This is a genomic window from Campylobacter sp. JH32, assembly GCF_017846535.1.
In the GTDB taxonomy this organism is placed as follows: Bacteria; Campylobacterota; Campylobacteria; order Campylobacterales; family Campylobacteraceae; genus Campylobacter_D; species Campylobacter_D coli.
The window spans coordinates 1-15,887 of record NZ_JAEQBS010000012.1 but is presented as its reverse complement, the minus strand read 5'-3'; the positions used below and the strand labels follow the sequence as shown (position 1 = coordinate 15,887).

General features: G+C 31.1%; 20 protein-coding genes and 1 pseudogene. 19 read left to right on the top strand and 2 right to left on the bottom strand.

Annotation, left to right across the window (positions count from 1 at the left end):
- The first annotated feature begins 33 nt into the window (after positions 1-33).
- From mqnP to trxB, 19 genes are all read left to right on the top strand, one after another.
- Positions 34-918: a menaquinone biosynthesis prenyltransferase MqnP gene (gene mqnP / locus KAR67_RS08540; RefSeq protein WP_002778589.1), complete on the top strand. Its 885-nt coding sequence runs from the start codon at positions 34-36 to the stop codon at positions 916-918.
- Entirely contained in the window at positions 909-1,409 is a 501-nt protein-coding gene (locus tag KAR67_RS08535; RefSeq protein WP_002778591.1) for a hypothetical protein, read from the top strand. The genes mqnP and KAR67_RS08535 overlap by 10 nt, the downstream gene beginning before the upstream one ends.
- Entirely contained in the window at positions 1,402-1,920 is a 519-nt protein-coding gene (locus KAR67_RS08530) for a hypothetical protein (RefSeq protein WP_002778593.1), read from the top strand. The genes KAR67_RS08535 and KAR67_RS08530 overlap by 8 nt, the downstream gene beginning before the upstream one ends.
- A 15-nt stretch (positions 1,921-1,935) precedes the next feature.
- Positions 1,936-2,898, top strand: a complete 963-nt coding sequence (moaA, locus tag KAR67_RS08525) for a GTP 3',8-cyclase MoaA (protein ID WP_002778595.1) — start codon at positions 1,936-1,938, stop codon at positions 2,896-2,898.
- A gap of 2 nt (positions 2,899-2,900) precedes the next feature.
- Positions 2,901-3,644: a 7-carboxy-7-deazaguanine synthase QueE gene (locus KAR67_RS08520; protein ID WP_002781502.1), complete on the top strand. Its 744-nt coding sequence runs from the start codon at positions 2,901-2,903 to the stop codon at positions 3,642-3,644.
- On the top strand, positions 3,641-4,222 hold the full coding sequence (locus KAR67_RS08515) for a 6-carboxytetrahydropterin synthase (protein WP_002778599.1): 582 nt from the start codon (positions 3,641-3,643) through the stop codon (positions 4,220-4,222). Before KAR67_RS08520 ends, KAR67_RS08515 begins: the two co-directional genes overlap by 4 nt.
- The gene (locus KAR67_RS08510; protein WP_002778601.1) at positions 4,222-4,644 is read left to right on the top strand and encodes a c-type cytochrome; all 423 of its coding nucleotides are present in this window, start codon (positions 4,222-4,224) and stop codon (positions 4,642-4,644) included. Before KAR67_RS08515 ends, KAR67_RS08510 begins: the two co-directional genes overlap by 1 nt.
- Positions 4,645-5,052, top strand: a complete 408-nt coding sequence (locus tag KAR67_RS08505) for a hypothetical protein (RefSeq protein WP_002778609.1) — start codon at positions 4,645-4,647, stop codon at positions 5,050-5,052. It abuts the gene before it with no gap.
- Positions 5,053-5,706, top strand: a complete 654-nt coding sequence (locus KAR67_RS08500) for a 16S rRNA (uracil(1498)-N(3))-methyltransferase (protein WP_002781505.1) — start codon at positions 5,053-5,055, stop codon at positions 5,704-5,706.
- 78 nt (positions 5,707-5,784) lie between these two features.
- The gene (gene rpmE / locus KAR67_RS08495) at positions 5,785-5,985 is read left to right on the top strand and encodes a 50S ribosomal protein L31 (protein WP_002778612.1); all 201 of its coding nucleotides are present in this window, start codon (positions 5,785-5,787) and stop codon (positions 5,983-5,985) included.
- Positions 5,986-5,987: 2 nt separating this feature from the next.
- A complete protein-coding gene (rsmI, locus tag KAR67_RS08490) occupies positions 5,988-6,812 on the top strand; it encodes a 16S rRNA (cytidine(1402)-2'-O)-methyltransferase (RefSeq protein ID WP_002783601.1) in 825 nt (274 codons plus the stop codon).
- Positions 6,813-6,824: 12 nt separating this feature from the next.
- The gene (rlmB, locus tag KAR67_RS08485) at positions 6,825-7,508 is read left to right on the top strand and encodes a 23S rRNA (guanosine(2251)-2'-O)-methyltransferase RlmB (protein WP_002778617.1); all 684 of its coding nucleotides are present in this window, start codon (positions 6,825-6,827) and stop codon (positions 7,506-7,508) included.
- The gene (locus KAR67_RS08480) at positions 7,501-8,448 is read left to right on the top strand and encodes a membrane protein (RefSeq protein WP_002781509.1); all 948 of its coding nucleotides are present in this window, start codon (positions 7,501-7,503) and stop codon (positions 8,446-8,448) included. Before rlmB ends, KAR67_RS08480 begins: the two co-directional genes overlap by 8 nt.
- On the top strand, positions 8,442-9,248 hold the full coding sequence (locus KAR67_RS08475; RefSeq protein WP_002778620.1) for a hypothetical protein: 807 nt from the start codon (positions 8,442-8,444) through the stop codon (positions 9,246-9,248). Before KAR67_RS08480 ends, KAR67_RS08475 begins: the two co-directional genes overlap by 7 nt.
- A gap of 12 nt (positions 9,249-9,260) precedes the next feature.
- Entirely contained in the window at positions 9,261-10,466 is a 1,206-nt protein-coding gene (locus KAR67_RS08470; protein WP_002778622.1) for an LL-diaminopimelate aminotransferase, read from the top strand.
- A 1-nt stretch (position 10,467) separates the two neighbouring features.
- On the top strand, positions 10,468-11,718 hold the full coding sequence (locus KAR67_RS08465; RefSeq protein ID WP_002778624.1) for a homoserine dehydrogenase: 1,251 nt from the start codon (positions 10,468-10,470) through the stop codon (positions 11,716-11,718).
- Entirely contained in the window at positions 11,718-12,056 is a 339-nt protein-coding gene (locus tag KAR67_RS08460) for a YraN family protein (protein ID WP_002778626.1), read from the top strand. The genes KAR67_RS08465 and KAR67_RS08460 overlap by 1 nt, the downstream gene beginning before the upstream one ends.
- Positions 12,057-12,110: 54 nt before the next feature.
- Positions 12,111-12,425 carry a thioredoxin gene (trxA, locus tag KAR67_RS08455; protein ID WP_002778629.1) on the top strand — a complete coding sequence of 105 codons (315 nt, stop codon included), beginning with the start codon at positions 12,111-12,113 and terminating at the stop codon, positions 12,423-12,425.
- Positions 12,426-12,560: 135 nt separating this feature from the next.
- The gene (gene trxB, locus KAR67_RS08450; protein WP_002785476.1) at positions 12,561-13,499 is read left to right on the top strand and encodes a thioredoxin-disulfide reductase; all 939 of its coding nucleotides are present in this window, start codon (positions 12,561-12,563) and stop codon (positions 13,497-13,499) included.
- Between the two features lie 124 nt (positions 13,500-13,623).
- On the opposite strand, the gene KAR67_RS08445 is transcribed toward trxB, so the two are convergent.
- Together KAR67_RS08445 and KAR67_RS08440 are read right to left on the bottom strand one after the other, a co-directional pair.
- Positions 13,624-15,405 (bottom strand): PhoX family phosphatase, encoded by a 1,782-nt coding sequence (locus KAR67_RS08445; RefSeq protein ID WP_002778631.1) that lies wholly within the window; start codon positions 15,403-15,405, stop codon positions 13,624-13,626.
- Between the two features lie 297 nt (positions 15,406-15,702).
- Positions 15,703-15,887 (bottom strand): annotated as a pseudogene (locus KAR67_RS08440) (chemotaxis protein); the annotation flags it as partial.

Genomic DNA, 15,887 nt, shown 5'->3' with positions numbered 1-15,887 from the left:
AATCATAGCAAAAAATATTTTAAAGTGAAAAACATGAACACAATTTGGAATAAATTTAAAGATATTTTGGAACTTGTGGTATTTAAGCATTCTATTTTTGCCTTGCCCTTTTTATTTTCATCTATGATAGTGGCTTCAAAACTCGTTAATGATAGCGCTTGGTTTGGTTTTAAGGCTTTGATTTTGGGTATTATTTGTGCTGTAAGTGCAAGAAATTTTGCTATGGCGACCAATCGTTTAATGGATGAAGATATCGATAAAGACAATCCTCGCTGTGCAAATCGCCCTAATGTCAGTGGAAAAATAGGACGCAAAAGCGTTTGGATTTTTATTATCCTTAATGCGATTATTTTTATATTGTGTTCTTATTTTATCAATACTTTGGCTTTTTATCTTTCTTTTCCTGTGCTTTTTGTATTGGCAATTTATTCTGCTTTTAAACGCTTTAGTTCTTTAGCGCATTTAGTTTTAGGATTTTGTTTAGGACTTGCACCTATTGCAGGCAGTGTGATAGTCATGGGTGAAATTCACATTTATAGTGTGATTTTATGCTTAGGGGTAACTTTTTGGACGGCTGGATTTGATTTGCTTTACTCTTTACAAGATATGGAGTATGATAAAAAAGTAGGACTTCATTCTATCCCTGCTAAATTTGGCTCTAAGGCGACTTTATTTATCTCGGCTTTTTGCCATGTATTAGCAGTATTATTTTGGCTACTTTTTGTTTGGCAGGTTTGGGGAGTAGCGCTTGGAAATATTGCATTATTTGGAGTGATTATCAGCGGTATTATTTTGGCTTTTGAACATAAAATTGTACATAAAAATTTTGCTCACATTGATAAAGCGTTTTTTACTTTAAATGGATATTTAAGTATAATATTTTTTATTTTTATTTGGGTTGATTTAGTATGGAAATAAGTCTTTTTAAGGCAGGATTTGAAGCTTCTTTAGAGTGTTGTGATATTGAAAATAACCATTTTTTACAAGAATATCTAAAATTAGGTGCCATTTCTCAACTTTCAAAATGGAAAAAACTCGCCTTGCGTGTGGATTTTGATGAGGGCGAGAAAATCATTTTCGATTTACTTTTGAGCTTAAAAGAAGATATTTTAAGACTTGAGGATTCTTTGGATAAAAATAAAGATCTTTTAGTACTCAAACAAAAAGGCGTGGTTGAATCTTTAAATTTTGAATATTTAAATTTTTTAGATGAGATTTTAGAAGAAGGAAAAGAGTATTACATAAGATTTGATCTTAATAATCAAAAAATGGCCATTTTTGCTAAAGCTCAAAATAAAAAATTAGCTCAAATTATCAAAATAAAACCCGAAGATAGAATAGCTTTTGATGCTTTCGTGGTTCAATTGCAAAGAGATATGATAAGAAATAAAAAGGACAAAAATGAGTAATGATGTGCTTTATTTAGTTTTTATGATCGTACTTTTGGTTGCAATATTAGCTTATATGAATATCAAAGATAAAGAAAGTAGTGCAAAAATAAACAAACTCCAAGGCGTGGTTGAAGATATTACAAAAGAACTTCATTATTTACGCAAAGAATTAGGCGTAAAAGATGAGGGCGATCAAGAGGAAGAGGACTATAAAATTACTCTATTGAAAGAAGAAATTCAAATCACGCTTGAAAAACAAATCAGTGCAAAAATTACCCCCGTTTTAAGAACTTTAAAAACCATGGAGCATATTATAGAAGATTTTCAAAATGAGCAACAAAATCGTATTTTAAATTTGGAACAAAAAGCACAAAGTATGACAAAATTAACACCAAATTATGATACCGAAGAGCAAAAAATTGTGGATTTATTTAAAGAGGGAAAAAGTATAGAGCAAATTGCAAAAGATTTGCGTATAGGCACTGGAAATGTTGAGCTTGTTTTAAAATTTAAACAACTTATCAAATAATCACTAGGAGAGGCAATGCTTATTGATCAGTTTGGCAGAAAGATTAATTATCTTAGAATATCAGTAACCCAAAGATGTAATTTTCGTTGTCTTTATTGTATGCCAAAAATTCCTTTTAATCATCAACCTAAAGAAAATTTACTGAGCTTTGAAGAGCTTTTTTTGTTTGTTAAAGTGGCTATTGATGAAGGGATCGAAAAAATTCGTATCACTGGAGGAGAGCCTTTACTGCGTAAAGATTTAAGTGTGTTTATAAAAATGATAAATGATTATAAAAAAGATCTTGATTTAGCCATTACAACGAATGGTTTTTTATTAAAAGATTTTGCTAAAGATCTTAAAGATGCTGGACTGAAGCGTTTAAATATCTCTCTTGATACCCTAGAAAGCAAAAAAGCAAAAATTCTCGCGCAAAAAGATGTTTTAGATAGTGTCTTAGCGGGGATTGATGAGGCCTTAAGCGTAGGTTTAAAAGTCAAGCTAAACACTGTTGTGTTAAAGGGTTTAAATGATGATGAGTTGATACCTCTTTTGGAATTTGCAAAATCTAAAAACATTCAAATTCGCTTTATTGAATTTATGGAAAATATACATGCTTATGGAAAATTACAAGGTCTAAAAAGAGATGAAATCATACAAATTCTAAGTCAAAAATATCAAGTAAAACTCATTAAAAAAGCTGAAAAAGCTCCTGTGAGTATTTATAGTGCGGATGGTTATGAATTTGGGATTATAGATCCACATAGCCATGAATTTTGTGATTCTTGCAACCGCATTCGCTTAAGCGCTGAAGGTTTACTTATACCTTGTCTTTATTTTGATGAGGCTTTAAGCATTAAAGAAGCAGTGAGAAAAGGTGATATTAACGCTGCTGCAAACATTTTACAAGAAGTATTACGCAATAAACCTGAAAAAAATAGATGGAGTGTGGTAGATAACGAAACTTCATCTCGCGCTTTTTATCAAACCGGAGGTTAAATTTGCAACTTGTTGAAAGTTTTTTAAGTATACAAGGAGAAGGCAAATATAGCGGAAAACTAGCCATTTTTATGCGTTTTGCAGGATGTAATTTTAATTGCTCAGGCTTTGGGGTAAAGCTTATTAAAAATGGAAAAACTCTTAAAGGTTGCGATACTATAAGGGCAGTTTTTACTAAAGAATTTAATGAAGAATATGAAATTTTAAATGCAAGTGAACTTTTTAAACGCGTGCTTGATTTAAAAAAAGATTTTAATCCTATTGTGGTGATTACTGGAGGAGAACCCTTAATCCATCATGAAAATCCAGAATTTATCGATTTTATCCAAGCTTTATTGAAAAATAATTTTGAAGTGCATTTTGAAAGCAATGGAAGCATAGAGCTTGATTTTGAAAAATATCCTTTTTATAAAGAATGTGTTTTTGCTCTAAGTGTCAAGCTTCAAAATAGCGGGATGGGTAAAGAAAAAAGATTAAATTTCAATGCCCTTAAAGGCTTTAAGCATTATGCTAAAGATAGCTTTTACAAATTTGTTTTAAATTCCAGTCAATTAGAAAGTTTGTCACTAGAAATTTTAGAAATTTTAGAAAAAGCGCCTAATGAAATTTTTTGTATGCCTATGGGAGAAAATGAGCAAAATTTAAAACAAAATGCTTTAAAAATAGCCGAGTTTTGTATTAAAAATGGTTATAATTATTCTGATAGAATCCATATTCGTCTTTGGAATGATAAAGAGGGTGTATGATTATAAGAAAATTATTTGAATTTGAAAATGCTCATATTGTTAGATTTTGTTCTTCAAGTCGTTGTAAAAGTAGTATTCATGGACATTCTTACAAGGTTGAGGTTTTACTTGAAAGCAAGTATTTAGATAATGCGGGAATGGTTTATGACTTTGGGCTTTTAAAAACCCATATGCGTCAAATTATTGACAGCTTTGATCATGCTATTACACTTTTTAATCAAGATGATGAATCTTATTTAAATGAAATGAAAAAATACTCGCAGCGCTGGATAAGCTTGCCTGTTAATGTCAGTGCTGAAAATTTTTGCCGTGTATTTTTTATTTTAATCGATGCTTTATTAAAACAAACCAAGATGATAAATGGCGAACAAGGTGTAAATTTGCAAAGCATTATAGTACATGAAACAAGAACAGGCTATGCACAAGGGTTTAAAGAAGATGCTTATAGTCCTACTATGCCAAAAATCACACTTGAAGATATAGAATTTTCACCTGCTATAAAAGCAGAATGGAATGATATAGAATTTTATGATAAGTTGAAAAATTTACACATTTTTACAAATCCTAAGGAGGTTTAATGGGTAAAAACTTAAGTATTTTAATAAGCTTATTTGCAGTTTTATTTTTAAACGCTTGTAGTGATGATAAAGAATTTAATCACAAAAACCAAAATACTACCGAAGAAATAGTACAAATTGAACAAAATGATGAAAAAACCGAATTTAGCGATACGAATTTGCCCTTACCGGTTGATGATGAGGCCAGTATCAGCGAAGACTATGATGTAAATCCAAGTGTTATTAATTCTTTATATAAACAAAAATGCGCTACTTGTCATGGAGAAAAAGGAGAAGTTAAAACCAAAAAAGGTATTGCAATTAAAAATTTAAGCAGTGAAAAATTTATTCAAAGACTTCAAAATTTAAAAGATGAAGCTCATAATTTCTTAACCCAAGAACAAAGAGAAAATTTAGCAAAATATATCAGCAAGGAGAAATAAATGGATAAAAGTTATGAATTTTTTTTAGCTCTACATCTTTATAGTCTTTATGCTAGTGGATTTTTAATGTTTTTTTATCTTGTCTTGACTCAAGGAAATTTTAAAACCGAATTTATATTTATCCGCAGAATCCGTTTGTTTTTACCTATATACTATGTTTTTTTAGCCTTGATGCTTTTTACAGGTTCTTTGCTTTTAGCGATTAAACAATTTCAAACACATTTAAATCTTTGGCTCATGATTTTTTCTTGGATTTTTATTTTTGCTTTAGCTATTTTTCATTTTATACAATTTAAAAAAGCTCGTAGATTAAGACGCTATATAACTTTTAGACGCATTAGTTTTATGATTTTATTTTGTGAACTTGTCCTTTTAATCTTACCTTTTTTAACAGGTAAATATTTATAAATGCAATTTTTATACCACAAGCAAGCAGGGGAAGAAATTTTAAAACTTAAGGGCGAAGAATTTGCTCACTTGAAAGCAAGAAGAATTAAAGAAAATGAAATTTTATCTTTAAGAAATTTAGAGGATGATTTTATTTATGAATATAAAATTTCAAATTTAGATCGTAATTCTTGTTTGCTTTATTTTTTACATAAGCATTTTAAGTCTCATCCGCAAAGCGAACTTGATTTAGCCTTGGCGGTTATTGATACTAAAATTTTGGAAAAAACACTTCCTTTTTTAAATGAACTTGGAGTTAAAAAATTACACCTTGTTTTTACTGAATTTTCTCAAAGAAATTTTAAACTTGATTTTGAGAGATTAGAAAAAATCATCATTTCATCTTGTGAGCAGTGCGGAAGAAGTCACAAAATGCAAATTCAAAGCTATAAAAATATACAAGAATTTAGCAAGGTTTTTCCTGATGCTGTTTTGGTTGATTTTGAAGGTGAGGTAAAGGAATTTGATAAAACTCGACTTTATTTTATAGGTCCAGAGGGTGGATTTAGCCCCAAAGAAAAACAAATGTTTAAAGAAAAAATTTGCCTTAAAGTTCCTAATATTTTGAGAAGTCAAAGTGCTGCCATTGCAGTGGCTGCAAAAATATTGCTTTAATTTTACTTAAATTAATGTTTTTTTTATATTAAATTTAATATAATCACCGCTTATTGTTTTAATTTTAAGGAAAAAGCTATGAAAAAAGAAATTCATCCAGAATATGTAGAATGCAAAGTTAGCTGCGCTTGTGGCAATACTTTTGTTACTAAATCAAACAAAAGTGAGTTAAGAGTTGATATTTGTTCAAGCTGCCATCCTTTCTTCACAGGTAGCGAAAAAATCGTAGATGCAGCAGGTCGTGTAGAGAAATTTAAGAAAAAATACGCAATGCAATAATTATGCTTTATTTTATTCCTACACCCATAGGAAATTTAAGCGATATTTCTTTTCGTGCTTTAGAGCTTTTAAAGACTTGCGATATTTTTTTTTGTGAAGATACAAGGGTAAGCAAGTCTTTACTTTCTTTACTTTCTTCTAAATTTGAAATCGATTTTGGAGATAAAAAATTTATATCTTTTCACACCCACAATGAAAAAAAAGTTTTAGAAAATTTAGACTTGGAATTTTTTAATCAAGACATTGCTTTTTTGAGTGATGCGGGTATGCCAGGGATTAGTGATCCTGGGCAATTTTTAATTGATTTTGCTTTAGAAAATGATATCCAATTTGAAGTTTTACCCGGTGCTAATGCAGCTTTGGTGGCACTTGTAAGCTCGGCTTTGTGCGAAAAAGAATTTATTTTTATGGGTTTTTTAGCCAATAAAGGCAAAGAACGCCAAAAAGATATCCAAAAAATACTCAATCATCCTTATCCTAGTGTTATTTACGAATCTCCTAAACGCATTTTGTCTTTAATAGAACAAATAGCTATTTTAGATAGTCAAAGAGAAGTTTTTGCGATTAAAGAAATTTCTAAAAAATTTGAAGCCAAATTTAAAGGCAAGGCTATAGATCTTTTTAATGAATTAAAACAGGTAAATTTAAAGGGTGAGTGGGTTGTTGTGTTGGCTAAAAATGATAAAGATAACATTAGTCATTCCTTGTGTGAAAATGATATTTTAGAGCTTGAAATACCTTTAAAAACAAAAAGCAAGCTTTTGGCAAAGATGAATGGAAAAAATCCAAAAGAAATTTATCAAAAACTGCTTTTAAGTCAAAGTTAGGTAAAATTTAGAATGATAGTTTATGGAAAACAGATATTTTTTTATATTTTAGAACGACATAAAGAGCTTATAAATGAGCTTTATTTAGCTAAAGAGTGCGACAAAGAAACTTTTAAAAAAATTGCTAGTTCAGGCTTTAAGATCAAAAAACTTGATTTTAAAACAGCCCAAGCTTATGCTAAAGGTGGAAATCATCAAGGTTTTTTACTAGATATTAAAGAGTATGAATTTAAAGATTTGCACACTCTTAAAAAGGGTGAATTTATAGCTATTCTTTATGGTATCAGTGATGTTGGAAATATAGGAGCTATCGTAAGAACAGCTTATGCTTTAGGAGTGGATGGACTTATTTTTATCGGCGAAAGACTCGCGATGGAAGGCGTTATCCGCACGAGCAGTGGAGCGGCGCTAGATCTTGAAATTGCTTTAAATAATGATATTTTTACCGTTTTAAATGAGCTTAAACAAGTAGGATTTAAGCTTTTTGCTAGTGCAAGTGGAGGTAAACAAATTCATCATTATAAAGTCGATAAGGGTAAAAAAGCTTTGATTTTAGGAAGTGAAGGTTTGGGATTAAGTGCTAAAATAATAAAAAAATGCGATGAATGTGTAGGCATAGAAATGAAAAATAATTTCGACAGCCTTAATGTCAGTGTAGCTTTTGCAATACTTTGTGATAGGATGATAAATGCTTAATTGGAAAAAAATTGAAGATTTAAATTTAAAAGAAGTTGCTGCTAGAACAAAAATCGAATTGGAATTTTTAGAAGCTTTAGTTAAAAAGGATTTTGCCACCTTAAATCGTTTTAATGTCCGTGGTTTCGTAAAAATTTTAAGTCGTGAATACGAACTTGATTTTACGGATTTTAATGAAGAATTTGAAACCTATCTCAATGAAAATAATCTTAACGATACAACCACCAAGCCTAAGATGATAACCCCTAAATTAGATGCTTATAGCCAAAAGTCAACTAGTTTTGTATCTTTTATAATTATAGTTATAATTATAGCACTTATAGGTTTTGGGATTTATTATTTTGATTATATTAAATCTTTTTTTCAAAAGGATCAAAACAACTCAAGTGCGGCCGTTGTAGATATTATCGGAAAAGCACAATCTAATCTAAAAGCTTTAGAAAATAATGTAGTTGTGATTGACAATCAAGCTGAAGAAAATGAAACAGAAGCCAATTTAACTCAAATACAAAATACAGAACTTAACAATACAAAAGAAGAAATAAAACAAATTTCTACCACACCAAATAATACAAATGCCAATGAAGAAAATTTAAGCACAAATGATTCTTTAGCAACAACAAATCAAGAAGTTGCAGAAGTCTCAAAAGCTCTCAATAAAGAAGCTCATTTTAAAGCTTCGGGTAAAATTTGGATAGGTTTGATTGATTTATCAAATTATAGAAAAACTAGTCTTGTAAAAGAAAATGATTTTAATCTTTCTTTAGAAGTAAATCGTTTGGTTTTAACAGGAGCTGCGGCTTTAAGTGTTTTTGATGAAAATGGAAAAGAACAAAAATTTCCTGCAGGAAATTCAAAGCGCTTTTTGATTAAAGATGGAAAAATTACAAGTATTTCGGCGGCTGAATTTATGAAGTTAAATAAAGGTAAAGAATGGTAAAAAAAATCTTTATTTTTTTATTTTTAGCTAATTCTGTTTTTGCTGTTTCTAGTTTAGAGCTAGTGAAAAATTTAGTTGCTAATCCTTCTAAAGATTCTCAATTGCGTCTTTTGTTTCCTAGCTCCAGCTATATGGATAATAAAGGCAATCCAGACATAGCTAAAATTTCAAGAATTTTAAAAACCAATTCTTTAATCAACCTAACTCTACCAGAGCCTCGAACTTTAAAGCTTAATTTTAAAGCTAAAGCAGATTCTGTTGTATTTTTTAAGATTTTAACTGACGCACTTACAAATCTTGGATATATATATTTTATTCCTACGGATATGATTTTACGCGATGGCAATATAGACTATACCATACAAGTAGAATCTCAATACATTTTAGATCCAGGTGCCTTATACGCTCTTTTAAAAGATAATTCAGTTTATATAGACAATATCAAGCGCATAGGTACTTATGACTATGAGTATGATTTAAATTTTGAAAATGCTCAGCTTAATACTAATATTGATTTAAAACTTAATTCCACACAAGCTTTAGAAAGACCGCTTAAAGATTATGTATTTACTCTTCAAGGGGCTTCAAATTTGATGATTGATGCTCATGATGCTGATTTTTGGTTTCCTAAAGTGTTATTTTTAGATAAAAATTTAAATCTTATTAAAGCAGTCAAGAGTCAAGCTCAAAATAATCATTTTTCAGAGCTTATTCCAAGCGGTGCAGTTTATGCAATTGTAAGTGATATGTATAGTTTAGACAATATCCGAAGAGGTTTAAAAATCACCCTAAAAAAATAAAAAGGAAGAGAAATGTTTGATGAAATTCGTTTCAATACCATAGAAAGGCTTCCAAATTATGTTTTTGCAGAAGTAAATGCGATCAAAATGGCAGCAAGGCGTGCTGGAAAGGATATCATCGATTTTTCTATGGGAAATCCCGATGGTAAAACCCCTCAACATATCATTGATAAACTTTGTGAAAGCGCCAATAAAGACAAAACTTCGGGGTATTCTACCTCTATGGGGATTTATAAACTTCGCCTAGCTATTTGCAATTGGTATAAAAGAAAATACGGAGTAAATTTAGATCCTGAAAGTGAAGTAGTAGCGACTATGGGCTCTAAAGAGGGTTTTGTCAATTTAGCAAGAGCGATTATCAATCCAGGAGATGTGGCTATAGTGCCAGCTCCAGCTTATCCTATCCATACTCAAGCTTTTATCATAGCAGGAGGAAATGTAGCTAAAATGCCTCTTAAATATAATGAAAAATTTGAGCTTGATGAAAACAAATTCTTTGAAGATTTGGATAAAACCCTGCATGAAAGCATTCCGCGTCCAAAATATGTAGTGGTTAATTTTCCACACAATCCAACAACGGTAACTTGTGAAAAAAGTTTTTATGAAAGATTGGTTGCAACTGCAAAAAAAGAGCGATTTTATATTATTTCTGATATCGCTTATGCGGATTTAACTTATGATGATTATAAAACCCCTTCTATTTTAGAAGTAGAGGGCGCAAAAGATGTTGCTGTAGAAACCTACACTCTTTCAAAATCTTACAATATGGCAGGTTGGCGTGTGGGATTTACAGTTGGAAATAAACGCTTAGTAGCTGCTCTTAAAAAGATAAAATCATGGTTTGATTATGGTATGTATACTCCTATACAAGTAGCTGCTACTATAGCTTTAGATGGGGATCAAAGTTGTGTAGATGAAATTCGTGCTACTTATGATAAAAGAATGCATATCTTGCTAGAAGCATTTGAAAATGCGGGTTGGAAACTTCACAAACCAAGAGCTAGTATGTTTGTTTGGGCAAAACTGCCTGAAAGTAAAATGTATTTAAAAAGCTTGGAATTTTCTAAACAACTTTTGCAGCACGCAGAAGTAGCTGTGAGTCCAGGTATTGGTTTTGGTGAAGCTGGAGATGAGTATGTAAGAATTGCTTTAATAGAAAATGAAAACCGCATTCGTCAAGCTGCACGCAATATTAAAAAATACTTGAAAGAAGAATAAAATGAAGGTTGCTATTTTAGGATATGGGGTTGTAGGGAGTGCTGTTGCTCGTGTTTTAATTCAAAATAAAGAAATCATTCGTGCAAGATGCGGACAAGATATCATTCCTGTTGTTGCTCTTGCTAAAAGCCAAAAAGAAAATACCCTGATTCCTATCGTTACAAATGTAGATGAAATTTTGCAACGAGATGATATAGATGTTTTTGTGGAATTAATGGGTGGGGTTGAAACACCTTTTAAAATTATCAGTGAAATTCTTAAAAAAAATAAGCCTGTAGTCACTGCAAACAAAGCTATGCTTGCTTATCATCGCTATGAGCTTGAAGAGTTAGCTAAAAATACAACTTTTGGCTATGAAGCAAGTGTTGCGGGCGGAATTCCTATTATCAAAGCTTTAAAAGAAGGACTAAGCGCAAATAATATCTTGAGTATTGAAGGTATACTCAATGGCACGAGCAATTATATTTTAAGCGCTATGAATAGCAAGGGTTTAAATTTTGATGATGTGCTAAAAAAAGCGCAAGAACTTGGTTATGCAGAAGCAGATCCGACCTTTGATATAGAAGGGCAAGATGCTGCGCACAAGCTTTTGATTTTAGCAAGCATTGCTTATGGTTTACGCGCTAAACCTGAAGATATTTTAATCGAAGGTATCAGTAAAATTTCTGCTGAAGATATGTATTTTGCAAAAGAATTTGACTTTACTATCAAGCTTTTAGGCATAGCTAAAGCCCAAAATTCCATAGTAGAATTAAGAGTGCATCCTACTATGATCAGTAAAGATAAAATGATAGCAAAAGTCGATGGGGTGATGAATGCTATTAGCATAGTCAGTGATATACTTGGCGAAAGTCTTTATTATGGAGCAGGTGCAGGAGGAAATGCTACAGCAAGTGCTGTTATCGCTGATCTTATGGATATAGCAAGAAATGAACCCAAGGGTCCTATGATGGGCTTTGAAAATAATTTAAATTTTAAACTTTTAAATAGAGATGAAATTTATACAAAATATTATTTAAGATTAAAAGTAGAAGATAAAACAGGAGTTTTATCTAAAATTACTCAATTTATGAGCGAAAATAATATTTCGATAGACAGCTTTTTGCAAAAACCAAAACAGGGTGAAACTTACAGCACTTTATTTTTTACCACTCATCATACCTTTGAAAAAAGTATTCAAAATTTACTTTCTATCTTGGAAAAACAAGATTTTATCAAGGCTAAGCCTTTTATGATGCGCATAGAAGAATAATGGGATTTGCATCATATCTTAGTGGAATTTTAGGCGAAGATAAGGCTTGTGAATTTTTAAAAAAACAAAAATTTGAAATTTTAAAGCGTAATTTTCGTTCAAAATTTGGCGAGATTGATATCATTGCGAAAAAAGATGGAATTTTACATTTTATCGAGGTTAAATTTACTCAAAATAATTATGAAGTTTCTGAACGCTTAAATGTTAAAAAATATGAAAAAATTTTAAAAACTATAGAATTTTATGAATTAAAACATGGGATTTTAGATGATTTTCAAATGGATCTTATCTGTATTAGTGATGATATGATACAATTTTTTGAAAATATCAGTTTTTAAGCTAATATTTAAAAAAATAAAATACAATTACAAAAATTAGTGAAAGGAAAAATTATGGGAAAATATATCGAATTAACAAGTGATAATTTTGCACAAGCAAAAGAAGGTGTTGCTTTAGTTGATTTTTGGGCTCCATGGTGTGGACCTTGCAGAATGCTTGCTCCAGTAATTGATGAACTTGCGAATGACTTTGACGGTAAAGCAAAAATTTGTAAAGTAAATACAGATGAGCAAGGCGATTTAGCAGCTGAATTTGGCGTTCGCTCTATCCCTACTCTTATCTTCTTTAAAAATGGTGAAGTGGTAGATCAATTAGTTGGTGCTCAATCAAAACAAGCAATCAGCGATAAATTAAATTCTTTACTATAAAAATCTTCAAGGCTAGTTTTACTAGCCTTTTATTCAAAAATTTCAAATTTATACTAAATAATAATTTTTATTAACTACTATTAAGAATAATTTGTATATCATTCTTAATAAAATTCAAATTACAAAGGAAAAAGAATGTTAGATGTAGCAATTATAGGTGGAGGACCTGCAGGACTTAGTGCTGGACTTTACACAACTAGGGGTGGTCTTAAAAATGTAGTAATGTTTGAAAAAGGGATGCCAGGAGGGCAAATTACTTCTAGTTCGGAAATTGAAAATTATCCAGGTGTTGCACAAGTTATGGATGGAATTTCTTTTATGGCACCTTGGAGTGAGCAATGTATGCGTTTTGGCTTAAAGCATGAAATGGTAGGTGTAGAACAAATTTCAAAAAATGAAGATGGAAGTTTTACCATTAGACTAGAGGGCGGTAAAACAGAACTTGCAAAAGCAGTGATAGTTTGCACTGGTTCTGCTCCAAAAAGAGCAGGTTTTAAAGGTGAGGATGAATTTTTTGGCAAGGGTGTAAGCACTTGTGCAACTTGTGATGGTTTTTTCTATAAAAATAAAGAAGTAGCGGTTTTAGGTGGTGGTGATACTGCTTTAGAAGAAGCATTATATCTAGCCAATATTTGCTCTAAAGTTTATCTAATCCACCGTAGGGACGAATTTAGAGCTGCGCCTTCTACAGTAGAAAAAGTGAAGAAAAATGAAAAAATCGAACTTATCACTAGTGCAAGCATAGATGAAGTATATGGTGATAAAATGGGTGTTACAGGCGTGAAAGTAAAATTAAAAGATGGTAGCATTAGAGATTTAAATGTGCCAGGAATTTTCACCTTTGTGGGACTTAATGTAAGAAATGAAATTTTAAAACAAGACGATGGTAAGTTTTTGTGCAATATGGAAGAAGGCGGGCAAGTAAGTGTCAATCTTAAAATGCAAACTAATGTTCCTGGGCTTTTTGCAGCAGGAGATCTTAGAAAAGATGCTCCAAAACAAGTTATTTGTGCCGCAGGCGATGGAGCCGTAGCAGCGCTTAGTGCTATGGCTTATATAGAAAGCTTGCATTAATCTAGGAATTTGTCCTAGATTTTTTAAGACTTAAAACAATCTAAATAAAGAAGAACTTATAATTTTGATCTTATTTAATCTTTGGGATAAAAGAGATATTATTATAAGTTCTTTAGATCTTTAATTAAGCTCCTATAACTCCACCATCAAGTTTTCTTATCATTACTATACTTGATCTTGGTGTTTTTCCATAAGGAAAAGTACTACCCTTAAGTCCTTCTCCTGGATGTTGTATACCTACAAACATAGTAGTATAATCCTCATCAAAAGCAATTCCTGTTATCTCACAAGCTATAGGCCCTGTTAAAAAGCGTTTGATTTCACCTGTTTTTGGATTGGCCGCTAGCATACAATTATTTCCCATTCCCGCATATTCGCCTTTATTAGAATAAGAACCATCTGTTTGTATCCAAAGTCTTCCATCTCTATCAAATTTAAGTCCATCAGGAGAATTAAATTTATTTTCACTAGTGATATTATTTGACCCTTTGTTTAAACCTTTTTGATTATCAGGATTGCCCACAAGAGTAAAAATTTCCCAAGTAAATTCATCATCCTTGTGTGAATTTTTTGGTATCCATTTTAAAATTTGCCCATAAAGATTTTTTGTTCTAGGATTAGCTGCATTAGCTTGTGTACGGTTTTTGTTATTGGTTAAAGTAGCAAAAACTTCCCTAGAGCCACTTTCTTTATGGCTTGCTATCCACTCGCATCTATCCATAGGAGTTGCACCCACTACACTTGCAGCAAGGCGGGTATTGATAAGTATATCAGCTTGTGATTTAAATCCTTTACTTTCATCTAAGCCGTTTTTACCATACTCTAAAGCTATCCATTTTCCACTGCCTCTAAAATCCCCTACATTGCCATTAAATTGGCCTACATACAAAGTTCCTTCATCTAAAATTTTACTTGTATCTCCACCTTTTACATATTTGTGCTTGCTAACAAATTTATAAATAAACTCATCGATTTCATCATCGCCCATATAAACGATAACCAAACCATCTTTTTCTACTATAAATTCTGCGTTTTCATGTTTAAAGCGACCTAAGGCTGTTCTTTTAATTGGAGTGCTTTTTGCATCAAAAGGATTGATTTCTACTATCCAACCAAAACGATTTGCTTCATCTAAATTTTTAGCTAGATCAAATCTTTCGTCAAATTTTTCCCAGCCGTATTCGCTTTTTGTTTTAAAGCCATATCGCTTAAAATTTTCATCAAATTTTAAATTTTCATCAGAACTTCCAAAATAATCATCAAAATTTTCTTCACAGCTAATATAAGTTCCCCAAGGAGTTTGGCCATTTGCACAGTTTGCAAAAGTTCCATAAGCAAATTTTTTATCTTTTAAAACTTCTTTTTTAGCTGCTCCGCTTACTTCCATTTTAGTATTTGCATCAATTCTACGATTGTATTTAGAATCCAAAACTACAGCCCATTCATTACCCTTTTTTTGAATTTCTAATACACTTACACCCACACTTGCTTGCTCATATAAAACATCTTCTTTGCTCAAGTTTTTACCCTGATGATTAAACATAATTTCAGGATTAATGTATTCATTATTTATGGCTAAAATTCCTCTATTTTTTGAAAGTGAAAAAAAACTCATACCATCATTATTATCTCCAAAAACAAAGCGAGCATTATCCACTGCATTCATATCGATATTTTTACTTTCATCATAGGCTTTTGCTTTGCTAAAAAGTGGATCTCCCCACGATATCAAAACTTTAGCCTCGTAGCCCTCAGGCACTATGACTTCATCTTTTGTGCTTGCACTTACAGCTTTAAAACCTAACAACTCTTTATCCTTAAGTACCACAGCACTTAAATTTGAACCTCCAAAAAAAGCCACCATAGAACCTAAAGCTGAACCTTTTAAAAATACTCTTCTTTGCATTTGTTTTCTACTCCGTATTGAAATTAAAACAATGAAAGTATAGAAATGTTTGGAAACTTTTTAGAAACTTTCAAATAAGTAAGATAAGAAATATATAAGAAGAATTTGTAAATAAATTTCATCAACACCCAACCTATCTAGGTATTGGTGAATAATGAATTAAAGATATCAATGAGTAATAAATAAAAGTATCAACAAATCAAAATCTTTAGATTGATACTTGCATATCAATCTAAATTGTATATATTAGCCAACATATAAACTAATATGTAAAATCAATATTTCATATTAGTTTAATCAAAACCTTTTCTTTTTCACATCTTCAAGTATGTTATTAGCTATATCACTTACTGTACTAGAAATAATAGCTGATTCATTAGCAATCTCTACATTATCCTTAGTGGTTTGATCAATTTGAGCTACACTCTCATTGATTTGAGTAATACCTGCAGTTTGCTCTTTAATAGATTCTGCCATATCAT

Bases quoted from the DNA above. Each gene is read 5' to 3' on its own strand.
- trxB (WP_002785476.1), top strand. From the start codon at position 12,561: ATGTTAGATGTAGCAATTATAGGTGGAGGACCTGCAGGACTTAGTGCT.
- KAR67_RS08480 (WP_002781509.1), top strand. From the start codon at position 7,501: ATGCTTAATTGGAAAAAAATTGAAGATTTAAATTTAAAAGAAGTTGCT.
- KAR67_RS08460 (WP_002778626.1), top strand. From the start codon at position 11,718: ATGGGATTTGCATCATATCTTAGTGGAATTTTAGGCGAAGATAAGGCT.
- mqnP (WP_002778589.1), top strand. From the start codon at position 34: ATGAACACAATTTGGAATAAATTTAAAGATATTTTGGAACTTGTGGTA.
- KAR67_RS08445 (WP_002778631.1), bottom strand. From the start codon at position 15,405: ATGCAAAGAAGAGTATTTTTAAAAGGTTCAGCTTTAGGTTCTATGGTG.
- KAR67_RS08475 (WP_002778620.1), top strand. From the start codon at position 8,442: ATGGTAAAAAAAATCTTTATTTTTTTATTTTTAGCTAATTCTGTTTTT.
- moaA (WP_002778595.1), top strand. From the start codon at position 1,936: ATGCTTATTGATCAGTTTGGCAGAAAGATTAATTATCTTAGAATATCA.
- rsmI (WP_002783601.1), top strand. From the start codon at position 5,988: ATGCTTTATTTTATTCCTACACCCATAGGAAATTTAAGCGATATTTCT.
- rpmE (WP_002778612.1), top strand. From the start codon at position 5,785: ATGAAAAAAGAAATTCATCCAGAATATGTAGAATGCAAAGTTAGCTGC.
- KAR67_RS08510 (WP_002778601.1), top strand. From the start codon at position 4,222: ATGGGTAAAAACTTAAGTATTTTAATAAGCTTATTTGCAGTTTTATTT.
- KAR67_RS08515 (WP_002778599.1), top strand. From the start codon at position 3,641: ATGATTATAAGAAAATTATTTGAATTTGAAAATGCTCATATTGTTAGA.
- KAR67_RS08505 (WP_002778609.1), top strand. From the start codon at position 4,645: ATGGATAAAAGTTATGAATTTTTTTTAGCTCTACATCTTTATAGTCTT.
- trxA (WP_002778629.1), top strand. From the start codon at position 12,111: ATGGGAAAATATATCGAATTAACAAGTGATAATTTTGCACAAGCAAAA.
- KAR67_RS08500 (WP_002781505.1), top strand. From the start codon at position 5,053: ATGCAATTTTTATACCACAAGCAAGCAGGGGAAGAAATTTTAAAACTT.
- KAR67_RS08535 (WP_002778591.1), top strand. From the start codon at position 909: ATGGAAATAAGTCTTTTTAAGGCAGGATTTGAAGCTTCTTTAGAGTGT.
- KAR67_RS08470 (WP_002778622.1), top strand. From the start codon at position 9,261: ATGTTTGATGAAATTCGTTTCAATACCATAGAAAGGCTTCCAAATTAT.
- KAR67_RS08530 (WP_002778593.1), top strand. From the start codon at position 1,402: ATGAGTAATGATGTGCTTTATTTAGTTTTTATGATCGTACTTTTGGTT.
- KAR67_RS08465 (WP_002778624.1), top strand. From the start codon at position 10,468: ATGAAGGTTGCTATTTTAGGATATGGGGTTGTAGGGAGTGCTGTTGCT.
- rlmB (WP_002778617.1), top strand. From the start codon at position 6,825: ATGATAGTTTATGGAAAACAGATATTTTTTTATATTTTAGAACGACAT.